General features: G+C 57.9%; 14 protein-coding genes and 1 pseudogene. 10 read left to right on the plus strand and 5 right to left on the minus strand.

The features are described 5' to 3' along the window. The first annotated feature begins 107 nt into the window (after nt 1-107). Nucleotides 108-464, plus strand: coding sequence for a DMT family protein (locus tag PG892_RS12095; RefSeq protein WP_201985102.1), 357 nt, complete (start codon nt 108-110; stop codon nt 462-464). A 56-nt stretch (nt 465-520) separates the two neighbouring features. Next, nucleotides 521-1,657, plus strand: coding sequence for a type IVa pilus ATPase TapW (gene tapW, locus PG892_RS12100; protein ID WP_029314740.1), 1,137 nt, complete (start codon nt 521-523; stop codon nt 1,655-1,657). A gap of 61 nt (nt 1,658-1,718) precedes the next feature. Here the strand turns inward: tapW and PG892_RS12105 are convergent, their stop codons facing one another. The 3 genes from PG892_RS12105 to PG892_RS12115 are packed head-to-tail and all read right to left on the minus strand — an operon-like array spanning nt 1,719 to nt 4,502. Next, complete coding sequence (locus PG892_RS12105; RefSeq protein ID WP_010675202.1) at nt 1,719-1,961, minus strand: FeoC-like transcriptional regulator; 243 nt, start codon at nt 1,959-1,961, stop codon at nt 1,719-1,721. Nucleotides 1,962-2,007: 46 nt separating this feature from the next. Continuing rightward, on the minus strand, nt 2,008-4,278 hold the full coding sequence (gene feoB, locus PG892_RS12110) for a Fe(2+) transporter permease subunit FeoB (protein WP_104454361.1): 2,271 nt from the start codon (nt 4,276-4,278) through the stop codon (nt 2,008-2,010). Continuing rightward, nucleotides 4,275-4,502 (minus strand): FeoA family protein, encoded by a 228-nt coding sequence (locus tag PG892_RS12115; protein WP_010675204.1) that lies wholly within the window; start codon nt 4,500-4,502, stop codon nt 4,275-4,277. The genes feoB and PG892_RS12115 overlap by 4 nt, the downstream gene beginning before the upstream one ends. A gap of 119 nt (nt 4,503-4,621) precedes the next feature. Between PG892_RS12115 and PG892_RS12120 the strand changes: the two genes are divergently transcribed. The 7 genes from PG892_RS12120 (at nt 4,622) to PG892_RS12150 (ending at nt 9,881) form a co-directional block, all read left to right on the plus strand. After that, entirely contained in the window at nt 4,622-4,951 is a 330-nt protein-coding gene (locus PG892_RS12120; RefSeq protein ID WP_039041208.1) for a translation initiation factor, read from the plus strand. A gap of 253 nt (nt 4,952-5,204) precedes the next feature. Then, nucleotides 5,205-5,762, plus strand: a complete 558-nt coding sequence (locus PG892_RS12125; RefSeq protein WP_010675206.1) for a TMEM165/GDT1 family protein — start codon at nt 5,205-5,207, stop codon at nt 5,760-5,762. Nucleotides 5,763-5,979: 217 nt separating this feature from the next. Then, the gene (locus tag PG892_RS12130) at nt 5,980-6,918 is read left to right on the plus strand and encodes a DUF2157 domain-containing protein (protein ID WP_042014993.1); all 939 of its coding nucleotides are present in this window, start codon (nt 5,980-5,982) and stop codon (nt 6,916-6,918) included. Further along, nucleotides 6,911-7,918: a DUF4401 domain-containing protein gene (locus PG892_RS12135; protein ID WP_104454362.1), complete on the plus strand. Its 1,008-nt coding sequence runs from the start codon at nt 6,911-6,913 to the stop codon at nt 7,916-7,918. Before PG892_RS12130 ends, PG892_RS12135 begins: the two co-directional genes overlap by 8 nt. Continuing rightward, nucleotides 7,915-8,409 (plus strand): GDYXXLXY domain-containing protein, encoded by a 495-nt coding sequence (locus PG892_RS12140; protein ID WP_104454363.1) that lies wholly within the window; start codon nt 7,915-7,917, stop codon nt 8,407-8,409. The genes PG892_RS12135 and PG892_RS12140 overlap by 4 nt, the downstream gene beginning before the upstream one ends. Before the next feature lie 190 nt (nt 8,410-8,599). Then, a complete protein-coding gene (locus tag PG892_RS12145; protein ID WP_104454364.1) occupies nt 8,600-9,322 on the plus strand; it encodes a substrate-binding periplasmic protein in 723 nt (240 codons plus the stop codon). 280 nt (nt 9,323-9,602) lie between these two features. Then, nucleotides 9,603-9,881 (plus strand): hypothetical protein, encoded by a 279-nt coding sequence (locus PG892_RS12150; protein WP_029314742.1) that lies wholly within the window; start codon nt 9,603-9,605, stop codon nt 9,879-9,881. 102 nt (nt 9,882-9,983) lie between these two features. Here the strand turns inward: PG892_RS12150 and PG892_RS12155 are convergent, their stop codons facing one another. After that, complete coding sequence (locus PG892_RS12155; RefSeq protein ID WP_039041204.1) at nt 9,984-10,271, minus strand: hypothetical protein; 288 nt, start codon at nt 10,269-10,271, stop codon at nt 9,984-9,986. 86 nt (nt 10,272-10,357) lie between these two features. Then, a pseudogene (locus PG892_RS12160) lies at nt 10,358-11,415 on the minus strand (GGDEF domain-containing protein). Nucleotides 11,416-12,807: 1,392 nt separating this feature from the next. On the opposite strand from PG892_RS12160, the gene PG892_RS12165 reads away from it, so the two are divergent. Further along, complete coding sequence (locus PG892_RS12165; protein WP_270825442.1) at nt 12,808-15,879, plus strand: STAND family AAA ATPase; 3,072 nt, start codon at nt 12,808-12,810, stop codon at nt 15,877-15,879. Nucleotides 15,880-16,078: the final 199 nt, after the last annotated feature.

Below are 16,078 nucleotides of genomic sequence, written 5' to 3' on the forward strand. Positions count from 1 at the left end.
TTTCGCCTTCTTTTGTTACATCCTTGTGAGCTAAAAATACCCTCAAGCACCACTTATGAAAACCCATGGAGTCGAGATAAAATGCATTGATTTAAAAGGAGAACCTAATGAACCCCATCATGACCAGTATCGGCCTGCTCATCTGCAGCAACGTCTTCATGACGTTTGCCTGGTACGCCCATCTCAAGAGCATGAATCACAAACCCTGGATCATCGCCGCCCTGATGAGCTGGGGGATAGCCCTGTTCGAATACCTGTTGCAGGTGCCCGCCAACCGCATCGGCCACACCGTGCTCTCCGTCGGCCAGCTCAAGATCCTGCAGGAGGTGATCACCCTCACCGTGTTCGTTCCCTTCTCCATCTTCTATCTGAAAGAAGACCTGAAGTGGGACTACCTCTGGGCGGGTCTGTGCATCCTGGGCGCGGTCTTTTTTGTGTTCCGCGAAAAACTGACCGGCGCCTGAGGCTGTACACTCAAGCCATTCATCATCCCCCAGCCCTTTGAGCGACGAGGCCCCTCATGGAATTGAGAGACATGCTGCAGATCCTGGCCAAACAGGACGGTTCCGATCTCTATCTCTCCACCGGCGCCCCCCCCTGCGCCAAGTTCAACGGCGCCCTGCGCCCCCTCACCCAGGAGCCCCTGGGGCCGGGCGAGGTGGCCCGCATCGCCTACGACATCATGGATCTCGAGCAGAAACAGCAGTTCGAGAAAGAGCTGGAGATGAACCTCGCCATCTCCCTGCCCCAGATAGGCCGTTTTCGGGTCAACATCTTCAAGCAGCGCAATGAAGTCTCCCTGGTGGCGCGCAACATCAAGACCGAGATCCCCCGCTTCGAGGATCTCAAACTCCCTCCGGTGCTCCTCGACACCATCATGGAGAAGCGGGGTCTGGTGCTCTTCGTCGGCGGCACGGGGTCCGGCAAATCCACATCGCTCGCGGCCCTCATCGATCATCGCAACCGCAACAGCGGCGGCCACATCATCACCATCGAGGATCCGGTGGAGTTCGTCCATCGCCACCAGAAGAGCATCATCAACCAGCGGGAGGTGGGGGTGGATACCCGCAGCTTCCACGCGGCCCTGAAGAACACCCTGCGCCAGGCGCCGGACGTCATCCTCATCGGTGAAATCCGCGATCGGGAGACCATGGAGCATGCCCTCGCCTTCTCGGAGACCGGGCATCTGGCCATCTCCACCCTGCACGCCAACAACGCCAACCAGGCGCTGGATCGCATCATCAACTTCTTCCCGGAAGAGCGCAGACCCCAGCTGCTCAACGACCTTGGCAACAACCTCAAGGCCTTTGTCTCCCAGCGGCTGGTGAAGACCACGGACGGCGGGCGCCGGGCGGCGGTGGAGGTGATGCTCGGGACCCACACGGTGCGCGATCTCATCAAGCGCGGCGAGTTTGGCGGCCTCAAGGAGATCATGGAAAAATCCAGGGCCCTTGGCATGGTGACCTTCGACAGCACTCTGTTCGATCTGGTGGTCGAGGGGGTGATCGACGAGGAGGAGGCGGTGAAGAACGCGGACTCCCAGAACAACCTGCGCCTCAAGATCAAACTCTGGCGGGAGAAGGGCCAGATTGGCAACAGCGCGGCGGCGAGCGGCTGGAGCCTGGAGCCCACCAAGGACGAGGGCGACCTCTTCTGAGACGGGCCCGGCGGCCACGAAAAAGGGAACCCTCGGGTTCCCTTTTGCATATGGGCAGGCATCACCCCTTCTGGATCAGCCCTATCTGGCCGGGCTCGCACCACTCGAACGTCACCTCTTCGTGCTTGCCGCAGCAGGAGCCGCCACACAGGCGGCTCTCCCGCTTGGCGACGCGCCCCTTGCGCATCCAGACCCCGAGCATGGCCTCTACCGCATCCTCGGAGGTGTGGAAGTGGCGGGCCAGTGCCCGCCGGCTCACCTTCTTGTGAAGGGCCAGATAGTCCCCCAGTTCACGCAGGATCACAGAATACCCTCCCTCTCGGCGCACTCGCCCCTGACCATGAGCCCCTTCACAGGGTCACCACCTTGCGGGCGACGATGTCGCCGTGACGACGCCCCAGCCACCAGAGCAACACCAGGGAGAACAGATAGCTCAGGCTCCAGACCAGGCTCTGCGCCGGGTGGGCGGCGAAGGTCGCCAGTTGATAGAAGAGAGTGGCGCACAGGAAGGCGACGTAGTTGCACCAGGCGGCGGTGAACAGGGCCCACTGGCGACCGGTCTCTCGCACCAGAGCCCCCATGGCGGCGGCGCAGGGCATGTAGAGCAGCACGAACAGCAGGTAGGCAAAGGCTCCGGCCACGCCGTCGAAGTGGGTCTGCATGTTGCCGTAGGTGGAGGTGTCCACCTCCTGGGCCTCGGCTGCCGCCTGCTTGTCCTCCAGATCCCCCACCTTGAGCCCCATGGGATCGGCGGGGTCGATGTCCGCCAGGTTGGCGGGAATGGTGGCCAGCGCCGCTTTCAGGCTGCCCAGCAGGGAGTATTCACTCTCCTCCTCATCACGGGCGCCGCCGGCGTAGAGGCTGTTGAGGGTAGCGACCACCGCCTCCTTGGCAAAGATGCCGGTGAGGATGCCCACCGTGGCCTGCCAGTTGTCGTCCCGCACGCCTATGGGATGCAGCACCGGGGTCACGGACTGGCTCAGCTTGCTCAGCACCGAGTTCTCCTGATCCTGGTTGCCGAAGCTGCCGTCGGTGCCCAGCGAATTGAGCACGCTCAGCACCGCCACCATCAGGACGATGGTCTTGCCCGCGCCGAAGATGAAGCCCTTGAGTTTCTGCCAGGTGCGCAGCCCCACGTCCACCGGACGGGGCCACTCGTAATCGGGCATCTCCATCACCATGGAGTCGCTCTTGCCCGGCAGCAGGGTGCTGCGCAGGAAGAGGCCGGTGAGCACCGCCACCAGGATGCCGAACAGATAGAGACCGAACACCAGGTTCTGCCCCGACTCGGGGAAGAAGGCCACCGCGAACAGGGCGTAGACCGGCAGACGGGCACCGCAGGACATGAAGGGTGCCATGGCCGAGGTCATCAGCCGCTCGCGCTCCGACCCCAGGGTGCGAGTCGCCATCACCGCGGGCACGGTGCAGCCAAAGCCCATCAGCATGGGGACGAAGGCCTTGCCGGGCAGGCCGAGGCGACGCATCAGGGCATCTACCACGAAGGCGGCGCGGGCCAGATAGCCGGAGCTCTCCAGCACCGCGAGGAAGAGAAAGAGGCAGCCCACCACGGGGATGAAGGTCGCCACCGTCTGCAAACCGGCACCCACGCCGTCCGCGAGCACGGCCCCCAGCCAGTCGGGGGCACTCATCAGCCCCAGCAGGTGGTGCACTCCGTCCACGAACAGGGCCCCCCCGAGGATGTCGAAAAAGTCGATGAAGGCGCTGCCCACCTTGATGGCGAACATGAACATCAGGTACATCACCAGCAGGAAGAAGGGGATGCCCACCCAGCGGTTGAGCAGCACCCTGTCCAGCCGTTCGCTCTGGGCGACGGTGAACTTGTCCTGATGACGGCACGCCTGCTGGCACCAGTGGTGGATATGGCCGTAGCGCAAATCAGCGAGTTGCAGGTCGATGTCCTGGGCGTGGTGGGCGCGGCTCACCACGTTGTCCGCCGCCGCCTGCTGCCCCGCCGCCAGGGTCTCCTGCATGGCGATGTCTTCCTCCAGCAGGCGCAGGGCGCGACCACGGCGATGCAGATGATGGGGGGCGAGCAGAGTCTCCAGCTCGGCGATGTCTCCCTCGAGGGGCTGACCGTAGTCGAGCACCAGGGCGGGCTGGGACTGGCCGATATACTGGTGGATCCCCTCTTTGAAGGCCGCCACCTGCTGGCGATTGTGGGCCGAGAGTGACACCACGGGGCACCCCAGCGCCTTGGCGAGCAAGGCCTCGTCGATGGTGATGCGCCGCTTTTGCAGCAGATCCATCTTGTTGAGCACCACCACCATGGGCAGCCCCAGCTCCCGCAGTTGCAGGGTAAGGTAGAGGGAGCGCTCCAGGTTGGCGGCATCGATGACGTTGAGCAGCAGATCCGGCTGCTGGCGCTGGACGAAGCGACTGGCGATCTGCTCGTCCAGGCTCGCCTCCTGGTTGGCCAGGGCATAGATGCCGGGCAGGTCCACCAGGGTGTATTCCTGCCCGCGGGCAGCAAAGGCCCCCATCTTCTTGTCGACGGTGACCCCGCTCCAGTTCCCCACCTGCTGGCGGGAGCCGGTCAGGGCGTTGAACAGGGAGGTCTTGCCGCTATTGGGATTGCCCACTGTGACCAGGTTGTAGCTCATACCGGCTCCACCTCGATTTGCTGGGCCAGACTCCGCTGCATGGAGAGGCAGATGCCCTGGCACTGGATCTGGAGCGGGTCCCCCAGGGGGGCGGCCCGCAGATAGAGGATCTCGGTCTGGGGCAGCAGCCCCATCACCATCAGCTTGCGCCGCAAGGCGCGGCCAAGGTGGTTCATGTGCGTGATGCGAGCGCTCTGTCCCGGCGACAGCTCTGTGAGTACCATGACGGGCTCCTGAAGTTAAACAAGAATAATTCGCTTTTAATGGGGGGATTATAAGCTGTGCCCTCAACATTTATTTGCGTAAAATCAAACTCCGCTTAGCTAACCGACAAAGTATTGCCATGAGTCACGACAACAACAGCCGCCTGGTCTACAGCACGGACGGCGGCATGATCAAGGAATCCGCCCCTGCCCAGCACGCCTCCCCCTTCCCCGCCGACGGGGTCGTGCGCATCCGTCGCGAGACCAAGGGACGCAAGGGGGCCGGGGTCATCAGCATCCACGGCGTTCCCGCCGACCAGCAGAAGGCCCTCGCCACCCTGCTCAAGAAGAAGTGCGGTACCGGCGGCGGTCTCAAGGAGGGGATCATCGAGATCCAGGGAGACAAACGGGACCTTATCAAGGCCGAACTGGAGAAGGCCGGCTTTCAGGTCAAGCTGGTGGGGGGATAATTCCCCATCCCGCGCCTTGCCTCACCGGGGGTTTTTCCCTAGAATGCCCGCTCCCATCGAGGGGGAGTAGTCTCGCCACGGACCCGTTCCGTGCGCGATCCTGATCAACATACTTGGTGCCAACTCACCATGGTCAGGGTGGTCCGGGCAATGCCGGATTTGACAAGACCTTTGACGGGCCAGTGCCAAAACCGGGGACGGATGGTGCAGGCTTGTCTCTGGTTTATAACAATTCCGTCCCCCGGTCATTTTTATGGAAGCCTTGTTAACCTCAACCATCAGCGTTGCCATCGCCGAGATCGGCGACAAGACACAGCTGCTGGCCCTGTTGCTCATCTGTCGTTTTCGCAAACCCTGGCCCATCATCGCCGGCATGCTGGCTGCCACCCTGCTCAACCACGCAGGGGCCGCCTGGATAGGGGAATTCATCAGTCGCTGGATGGATCCCAAGGTGATGACCTGGCTGGTCGCTGGCGCCTTCATCGCCATGGCCGCCTGGATCCTGGTGCCGGACAAGATGGACGATGAAGAGAGTTCCCTGGACAAGTACGGCCCCTTCATGGCCACCTTCGTGCTCTTCTTCATCGCCGAGATCGGTGACAAGACCCAGATAGCCACCGTGCTGCTGGCAGCCAAGTACGACTCCCTGATCCAGGTGATCACCGGTACCACCCTCGGCATGATGCTGGCCAACGTGCCCGTGGTGCTGCTCGGCAAGCTCGGGGCCGACAAGCTCCCCCTCAAGGGGATCCGCATTGCCTGCGCCATCCTCTTTGCGGGGCTTGGCATCTCCACCCTGATCTTCGCCTGACCTCCATAGAAGCCGGCGGGGGATCAGCGTGAGCACTGATCGCCACCGCCGCCCCGGACGTCCTTCAGGCCCCCTCCTCACGGCGGGGGCCTTTTTAGTGCAAAGACATGGCCCCGTGCCGCGACCTGTGTCGCAGCGCCAACGGCGCCCCTGCCCCGAGACGCGGCGCCGTGCCATAATGCCTTATCTTTCAGGCATCACGGCTTCAGGAGCCCCCATGCACCTCACCTCAAGACAGACCCTGCTCGACTGGGTCAGGCGCGGCCGCCTGCCACGGGCCTCGCTGCCTGCCGCCCTGGCCCTGTGCGATCTGCCCCCCGGCCCTGCCCGCTGGCAGTGGCTGTTCGACAGGCTGCTGCTCTGGCTCGGCTGCCTCTGCCTTGGCGCCGGCCTCGTCTTCTTCGTCGCCTTCAACTGGCAGGCCCTGGGGCGCCTCTCACGTCTCGCCCTGCTGGAGCTGCCGTTGCTCGCCATGCTCCTGGTGCTCTGGCGCAAACCCATGAGTGACACCCCGCGCCAGGCCCTGCTGCTGGCCCTGGCCCTCAACCTCGGCGCCCTGCTCGCCCTGGTGGGTCAGACTTACCAGACCGGCGCCGACCCCTGGCAGCTCTTCGCCACCTGGGCCCTGATGCTGCTGCCGCTGGCGGCCCTTGGCAGAAGCCCGCTGCTCTGGACCCTGGCCTGGCTGCTCGGTCAGCTCGCCCTGGTGCTCTACTGGCGGCTCGGTCTTCTCGATCTCTTCTTCTCCTTCAACGAGGAGGCCCTCGGCTGGTGCCTGACCCTGCTCAACGCCGCCCTCTGGGGTCTGCTCATCCTGGTGCCCGCCCGCTACGCCCTGATGCCCTCCTGGCTCGCGGGGCTGGCCGCGGGGCTCGGCATCACCCTGCTCACCCTGCTGGCCCTGTTCGATGCCGCCTCTCCCTGGGTCTGGCCTGCCTGGCTCGCCTGGCTCGGCGCCGCCTACCTGCGCTGGCACCACAGGTTCATCGCCGGGCTCGCCATGGGGTGCCTGAGCCTTATCGCCGTGATCCTCGCGGCCCTTGGCAAGTGGATGGAGCCGGACATGAACGGCTTTTTGCTGCTGGCCCTCATCGCCATCGGCCTGTCGGTGATGGCCAGCCGCTGGCTGCAACAACAACGGAGGCAGCATGTCTGATCTCACCCCCTGGGAGCGCCTGCGTGCAGCCCAACTTGTGGAAGGGGATGCCCCCCGGGATGAACAGCCCCACTGGTCGGGCCGTTTTCTGCTCGGCATGGTGGGCTGGATAGCCGCCCTCTTCCTGCTCTTCTTCCTCTTCATGGCCTTCGAGCAGCTGACCCGCGACCCCAACAACGCCCTCGCCATGGGGATGGTGCTGATGGCCGCCGCCCTCGGTCTCAACCGCATGGCGACCCGCAGCGATCTCTGGGATCAGTTCGTGCTGGCGCTGGCGCTGGCGGCAGATGCCTGGCTGCTCTACGGCCTGCTGGACAGGCTGGATCTGAACGTCGCGTGGCTCTGGTTCGGTCTGACCGCCTTCTCCCTTGGGGTGGCCGCCCTGTTCGAGCACTGGCTGATCAGGCTGTTCCACAGCTTCGCCGCCGCCATCCTGCTCACCCTCGCCCTCGCCTGCCTCGGCCTGCACCTGCTGGCCCTGCCGCTGGTGATGGGCGCCGTCGCCCTGTGCTGGCTGCAGGCGGAGCGCGATCCCGCCCGCCATCTGCTCTATGAATCCCTCACCCTGGGGCTGGCACTCTCCCTGCTGGTGCTGGGACGGCTGCACCACCCCCTGTGGGAGGGAGGCACCAGCGTGCTCAATGAGCTCGGCAGCTCCCGCCTGCCCCTCTGGCTCAATCCCCTGCTCTGCGCCGCCCTGCTGCTCGCGGTCATGGTTCGCCTCAGGCTGCCGCTGCGCTACGGGCTGCCGCTGGTGGTGATCAGCGCCATCATTCCCGGCATGGGGGCTGGCGCCCTGGTGCTGGTGCTCGGCTTCTACGCCAGCAGCCTGGCCCTGATGACCCTGGCAGGCCTCCTGCTGCTCGGCTTTGGCTCCCTCTATTACTACGATCTGGGGCTGACCCTGATGACCAAGTCCTGGCTGCTGCTCGCCTCGGGGGCCCTGCTGCTCGGTACCCGTCAGTGGCTCAAGCACCTTCACAACGGGAGCCCCTCATGAGACGCCTCGCCTTTTTGCTGACCGGTCTTGCCCTGCTCGCCGGCATCAACGCCACCGTCTGGCGCTTCGAGCACGCCATGAGCCAGGGGGATGTGGTGCTGATCGAGCTGGCACCGGTCGACCCCCGCTCCCTGATGCAGGGGGACTACATGCGCCTGAACTACGCCCTCGCCCGCCAGCTGGCGGGCCGCCAGGCCGCCGCCGGCCCCCACACCCTGGTTGTTCGCCTGGATGAACATCAGGTGGTGCACTGGGTGGAAGGGGGTAAGCCCGAGGCCCCGGGCCCGGGGGAGCGCCTGCTCAAGGTGCGCCAGCGCGACGGCCAGTGGTTTATCGGGCCTGACGCCTTCTTCTTCGAAGAGGGCACGGGAGATCAGTATGAGTCGGCCCGCTACGGCGAGTTTCGTCTGCAAGAGGATGGCAGCACCCTGCTGGTAGGGCTGAGGGACGAAGCGTTCACCCCCCTGGGTCACCCCCGTCCGGCCTGGTAAAAAGGGGGCGCCGACCCGGTTGTGAGTGGCAAGATGATGACGGCCCCCAGCGGATAACGTCTTCGCCGGGTGGCGAAACGCCGTGACTTGGCAACACTTGAAACTGGGCACTCGGCAGCAGGACGGTCAGGATGAACATAGACATTGCAGTCCCCCTTCGCAGACTGGTCGCCTGCGCCGCCTCGCGGCCATGGTCTGGGGCACTCCCGCGACCCAGGCCAGCCCGGCGCTCGCCAGCCTGCACTACCTCACAGAAGAGTACAAACCCTACAACTTCACCGGGGAGGATGGCGCCCCGACCGGCTTTGCCATCGACCTGCTGCACCTGGTGTGGCAAAAGACCGGCACCCCTGTCCAGCCCGTCAGCATCCTCCCCTGGGCCAGGGGTTACTACCTGCTGACCCAGAAACCCAATGTGGTGCTCTTCTCCACCGCCCGCACCGAGGCGCGCAATCCCCTGTTCAAGTGGGCCTGCCCCATCGGCTATGCCGAGATAGTGTTGATGGGGCTCGCCAGTCGCCCCCTGACCCTGACCAGGCTGGAAGATGCCCAGCGCTACACCATAGGCGCCGTGCGATCCGATGTGGGGGAGCAACTGCTGCTCAACGCCGGCTTCGACGAGCAGAAGATCATGACCGCCAACCGCCTCTCCCAGGCCCTGCGCATGCTCACCTCGGGCCGCGTCGAGCTGATCTCCAGCAACAAATCCACCCTGCTGGATCTCATCAAGACCCAGCAGCTGGATCCCGCCCAGTTCGAGGTGCGCTGGATGTTGAGCTCCGAGCAGTACTGCTTCGCCTTCAGCCACCCGGTTGACGATGCCCTGGTCAGGGAGTTCCAGATCGGCCTGACCCAGGTGCTGGCCAGCAGCGACTTCCAGCAGCTCCAGCACAAATACTTCCCCTCCCCCTGATCCCTTCCCCCGCCGGGGCCGCCAAGGCCCCGGCCCGCCTTTGAGCCAGCGCACGAAACCCGTTTAATGTTCGCCACTTGCAACGACAAGGGGTGACGCAGACCGTCCCAGGTCCGTAATATAGGGCGCAGGAGCCTGTTGGCCCCTTTTTCACGGCAAGGGGCAGGGCGCACGGTGGCAGCGACAGTCAGGGGCGGCAGCGTGCCCGCCGACCGCCTTCATCGGGCAGCGCCGCGCTCACGCCCTTCCCCGCCATCTCTCCGATCTCTTGGGAACACACATGCACAACACAGCGAAATGGTTGATGAGTCTCTCGGTCTGCGCCCTTCTGATGGCCTGCGGCGGTGACAAGACCACCGGCAAGGCCTGTCTCGGGTCAAACAACGACACCCTGGTGGAGGGGATGCAGGACAAATGCAAGGCGGGGGACATTGTCGCCACCAAGCACCCGGCCTATTTCTGCGATTTCAACTACGCGGTCACCTTCAACAGCTACAACTCCGCGATTTGCGTCTACTCCGGCGGTCTGAAACCGGAGAGAACCACGGAAAAATCATAACTGGCGACCCATTTACCCCGTCTGACACGAAGAGGGCGGCAGGATATGTGGTCAATGCCCGGGCGGCGATGCCGCCCAGGCCATCCGGGGGCGGCTTCGCCCCTATTTCACCCGCATCAGACGGTGATGCTGCCCGGCGCACTCGAGCTGGAGCACCTGGGATCGGGCCATGGCCTCCACCCTGGCCAGCATCTCGGCGCTGTAGCCCTTGCGGCGCATCCATTGCAAGGGCTCCTCAAAGCCCCCTTCGTTGACCACGAAGGTATCTGTGTAGGACTCCTTGACGATGCTGACCACCCAGATGCGCTGCTGAAACTCGCAGAGTCCGGCCACCAGAGTGGCCGCCCGCCCGGCCAGGGCGCGCACACGGCGGGCAAGAAGATGAACCATGGTATGGGCTCCGAACTGATAAAAGGGAAAACAGACTGGCACCCGGGTGGACGCGCCACCCTGTGCCCTCTCAACCCGCCCCGCTCCTATCGCGGGGCAGACAACTGACTGGAAGGAGGCGGGTTCCCGCCCTCCCCTGCGGCCCGGCGCTGGCGCTTGACCGCATACATGCTCGCATCGGCCCGGTTCAGCGCCTCCTCGACGCTGACCTCGGCCGGCATCACGGCCACCGCCCCCACGCTGGCACCGGGATAATGGATCACCTTGTCCCCCACCGGCAGTGACAGCACGCTGTGCTCGAACAGGCGCTGGCGAAACGCCGCCACCGCCCCGTCCAGCGTGTCGGCGTCCGGGAAGGCCCCATGCCCACGGCCACGAACTCGTCCCCCCCAAAGCGGGCCAGCAGATCGCCGCCACGCAGGGTCTCGCTCAGTTGCCGCGCCATGGCGGTGAGCAGCCTGTCCCCCGCCTCGTGGCCATACTCGTCGTTGATGGCCTTGAAGCCATCGAGATCCACAAAGGCGATGAGCACCGGATGCCCCGCCCGCTCCGACAGGGAGAACAAGCGGGTGAGCTCCAGCATCAGGGCGCGGCGGTTGGGGAGCCCGGTGAGGGGATCGGAGAGGGCCAGGCGCGAGAGCTCGTCGTTGGCCTGCTGCAATTGCCGCAGCAGTTGCTCCCGCTCCACCTGTTCGGCAATCAGGTGCGCGAAGAAGGCGATGAGCTGCTGCGCCCCCGCCACCGCGGGTTTTTGTTCGGTACTGGCGCCGCACAGGGTGCCATAGAGGGAGCCGGTCGAGGTGCGCACCGGGCTGCTCAGATAGGAGCGAATGCCGAGCTCGCTGGCCGCCTGGGAGTCCCCCCACAGAGCGGCGACGTCATCGGTGTAACCAATCTCTTCGTCGATGGCACGGCGACACAGGGTATCGCTCCACTCCACCGTCATCCCCTCGGGGATCTGCAGCCCGGCCACATTGCGGGCATAACGGACATGCTGGGTGCTTTGCCCGAGGTCAATCTCGGTGAGATAGGTCGACTCCAGCCCGGTCACCGACGCCAGCATCTCCAGCAAGGGGCGGGTCAGGCTCTCCAGATCCCGCGCGTTTATCATCTGCTCCGACAGGGCCTGCAATATCTTGTCCATGCCTCTCTCCCAGCTTGCATGTCATGTCCGCACACCTTAGCCAACTCGGGGCACGCCAGACAAGTGCGAGAAAGGGGTAGACCGGGAAAACACCCACCCGCTAACGGCCTGGCGGGCGCGCCGCCACGCCCGGGGCCCCCCCCCGGCGGCCCGCCCCGGGCCATAACTTTGAACCAGCGCAAAAAACCCATCATTTCTGACACATCCCTCAGCAATAGCCGTGGATCGGGCCCCGTCGGCTCCGTAGGATGGTAATGGGTGCCCGTTGGCCCCTGTTTCGTCCCGTCGGGTCAGCGGCGCATTGTGGTAGCGAGAGCCAGGGGCGGTAGCAATTCTGGCGGATGCCAGCCCGGCATCCCGCGCCTGCGGCAAGGGGCGAGGGTGTCACCCTCGACGGGAGTGCCCGTCAGCCTCGAGGCTCCATCCTCTCCCCTGCGGGTAAGACGTTAGAAACCATTGGTAGAGTCGAGTAGGGTCGATTAGCGAAGCGTAATCGTCCGCGGTAACAGTCCCCTCTCCCCTTGCGGGAGAGGGTCAGGGTGAGGGGTTCGGTAACGCCATTGCCTGGCGAATGCCACCCCACGCCTCAATGGCATGGCTTCGCCATGCAGGACACGAGGGCGCTGCCCTCGACCGGGTTTCGCCCTTATCCCCTCGCCCCTTTGGGGGAGAGGGCCAGGGTGAGGAGTCGGTAACATCATTACTCGATGTCGTAGACCGCTGGATTGACATGGCTTCGCCATGCAGGACACGAGGGCGCTGCCCTCGACAGGGTTTCGCCCGCCCTTCGGGCTTGGGCGAGTGACTTTTCTTTGCGTGGCCAAAGAAAAGTCACCAAAAGAAAGGCCACCCCCACTTGTTCGCCCTCCTGCGTTGGGTTCCCTCGGTTCAGGCAAAAGGTCTGGCGGAACGACGCAGACGGTACATCCCTGTACCGCCTGCGTCTGCGCCGTCGTCCATGACGGCGCTCCTGACCTTGTGCCCTCACCTCGGCGAACAACAGGGGGGCAACACCCAACCCGCAGCACCGAGGCCGGTTAACAGGCGCAGGGTACACCAAGCGCAGCGCATTGCACTGTGGTAACCCCCCGTCTATTCGGGGCAAAAATCGGGCGGGTTGTTATCTCAGAGCCAACCCCTCGCCCACCCCATGGCGTGACCAGATTGCCTCACCAATGAAACAAGAATTATCAACGTAGCTTCATTGGTGAAAAAATCATGGTGAGTATAACGACAAGCGGCACCCATCCCTATCGGGAAACGGTTTTATATTGAAGGCCCGAGAGTGAGTATTTCACTGTAATAACACCTTATTTCTCGAACGTCCTATTATGTTTTTTAATCGAACCTATAACCATTAACCACAATTAATAAACCACATAAGTGATAAGCATGAAAATTTCAATTCTCCATTTAAGTGACATTCATATAAAAGGAACAACGGAGGAGGAATTTCTTGAAAAAATAGTTCCAAATCTTACTAATCTCACATCCTATCATGCATCATCCTCTGACGTTATATTCATAGCGATCACCGGAGACATTGCATTCAGCGGTAAAGAACATGAGTATTTAATAGCATCTAGGTTTATAGAGAAACTAAAAAATGACATTAATGCAGATACTAAAAAGCCTGTTGAGATAATCATAGTGCCTGGAAATCATGACTGTAACTTTAGCAATGCAAACCAAGCCAGATCTATCTTACTTCAATTTTTAACATCTAATAGTAATTCTAGTTTAGAGAATGAAACCATAAATCAAATTGCATCTATACAAGATGAGTATTTTAAGTTTGAAAAAGACGTAAATCCTAATTACATCGAACACTCTAAAATCTTTAAAACATTTGACTACGTACATGTCAATACAACAGTTAGATTTGCACTAATAAATACATCTTGGTGCTCAGAGTTGCATGAAAAACAAGGAAAAATGATAATTCCAAACAATGCAATTAATTTCGGTAAAATCAACCAAAGCGATATTGTAATAACTCTATTTCATCACCCGTTCAATTGGTTTTCACAAAGTTGTTATCATGACTTCAGGAAAAACACCAGAGAGCATTCAAACTTCATAGTAACAGGCCATGAACATCAGCCTACCGTGACCGATACATATGAACAAAACTCTGGCGAATGTGTTTTTATCGAAGGGGCATCATTGCATGATGATTCTAACAACTCAGAGTTTTCAGTCATCAATATTGATACAGACTCACATCACTACATTATTTCAACCTATAAATATGACCCTGCGGAGCAAATATACGTTGCCAACTCAGAATGTACAAATACATATGGCTGTGATACAAAACATAAGAATGGTAGCTTGTCCTACTCATTTGAAATACTAGAAAACAATAATGACTTGGGCGGTGCATTCCAAAACTCAGGCACGGACCATCTAAAGATTAGTGATATATATGTTTACCCACATATTAAAGAAATAGGAAACGATGTAGACAACCATCTATATGATGCATCCGAGTTAAAAAAAGTTGATTTTATTGGTGAGTGTATAATCCTAAAAGGTGATGAAAAAACAGGAAAAACTACCCTACTTAAAACACTCCTAGTTGAACATTTAAAAAATGGCCTACATCCAATTTATATGGATGGGAAGGAATTAAAAATATCAAAGCCGAATCAACTTACACGCAGTATAGAGTCAGCAATAAATGCCCAATACACTAAAGAATCTGCTTTCGACACTTACAAACAAGTACCGAAGGAAAAAAGAATTTTGTTTTTTGATAATTTTGACGAAATTCAAGTAAAATCAACAAGTGGGCTAGACTCCATTCTTAATGAGCTAAAAAGTACCTTTGGAAACATCGTTATCACAGTAAATGAACTTTTTGATCTAACTTCATTTATTAATGAGCATACTGTAAACCCTTTTAATGGATATAGAAATTTCTCTATTCAACCATTTGGCTTTAGAAAACGGAATGAACTTATAAAAAGATGGTATAGCGTTGGTAGTAACAAGTTTGAAGATGAGTCTTTGCTTTTCAATAAAGTAGATAAAGCTGAGAAAAACATTGGTATCATAATATCTAAAAACCTTATTCCACCAGCTCCAATTTATCTTTTGACATTAATGCAAAGCATGGAAGCTGGACATGGCAGTGAGTTGAATGAGAGTTCACTAGGTGAATATTATCGTTTCCTAATCACACAGTCCCTACTTAATAATGGGATAAAAAGAGAAAATCTTACTGAATACTTTGAGTATTTATGTCAACTATCTTGGTATGTCCATCAGAACGCAAGAGAACAATTAACGCACGAAGAGGTAAGCAATTTTAACAGTATTTTTAGTAATGAGCGTCATACCGTAGAGCTAAGAACTAGGCTTGGAGAGCTGTGTGCAGCAAACATATTGTCAAACTATGGAGGACTCTACTCATTTAAGTACCCTTACATATACTATTTCTTCAAAGGGCTATATTTGAGTGATAATATTGAGCTACACGTATGTGTTGAACATATAAATCATTGCTTCAAACACCTTTATGTTAGATCAAACGCACATACTATACTATTTTTAGCTCATCATGCTGGTTCAAGCTCGACTAGAACTTTAATTGAGTGTATGAAACATGCAATGTCATCATTGTTTCGAGATAATTCGCCTGTCACGTTCGAAACAGATGAGGGATTAACCAACATTGTTCGACATTCACCTAATTTAATATATAACAAAACTTCACCTGAAGAACATCGCCAAAGAGTAAATGAAACTAAAGATCTTGCAGACAGTGATAATGATGGTCTATCAGAAATTGAAGAAGACAACCCAGACGATCTAAGTCTTGTTGCACAGATAACTACTATGTTCAAAGCGATCGAAATTGCGGGTCAATTTTTGAAGAACCAATACGCAAAAATCAACCGCTTAGAAAAAAGAGAGATTTTAAACGAAATATTTTCAGCACCATTGAGAAGCTTAGATAATTTCTATGAGTTTATAAGAGAGAATCCGGATGCACTCATATCCGAGATTGAGAAAAAAATTGAGCGAAAAGGAATATCAAATGATAAAGAAAAAATTAGGGTTGCTTCACAACAAACTGTGTCAGCACTAATTCAATTCCTTTCCGTAATATATTTAACAAAACCGGCTCAAGCAGCAAACTCAGCTAACTTATTTGAGGATATTTTTCATATTGTTGATGATAAAAAAACGACATCATACAAAATGATTAGATTGGCTCAATTACTTGACTCACCGAGTGCAATTCCAAGGGGGCACATCGAGGAAATTTTAAAAGAGTCAAAAAACAATATCTTTGTCAAAAAGATACTTCAAATAATAGTAATAAAACGGCTTTACATGTACAGAACCGCAGAGGCTGACATGCAATGGATCAATAGTAAGCTAGATATTGACATCACCAAACAGAAAGAAATTTCATATATTAAAGGCTCAAATCTATTTCTCACCAAAAAATAAACCTAGTTTTTTTACAACCTCAATAAACACGCTAGAAACATTGAGCAATGTGATAGTTAAAAACCGCGGCCTTGAGTTGCGGTTTTTATTTATATTGCCCAGATAATTTTTACCAAAACGCTACCTGATTACCCATGATTAGCAGTCACCACGAGCTATACTGATCTTACGTACAGTTACTGAGGTGCGAGATCATGGC

Source organism: Aeromonas sp. QDB68 (genome assembly GCF_027707405.1).
GTDB lineage: Bacteria > Pseudomonadota > Gammaproteobacteria > Enterobacterales > Aeromonadaceae > Aeromonas > Aeromonas caviae.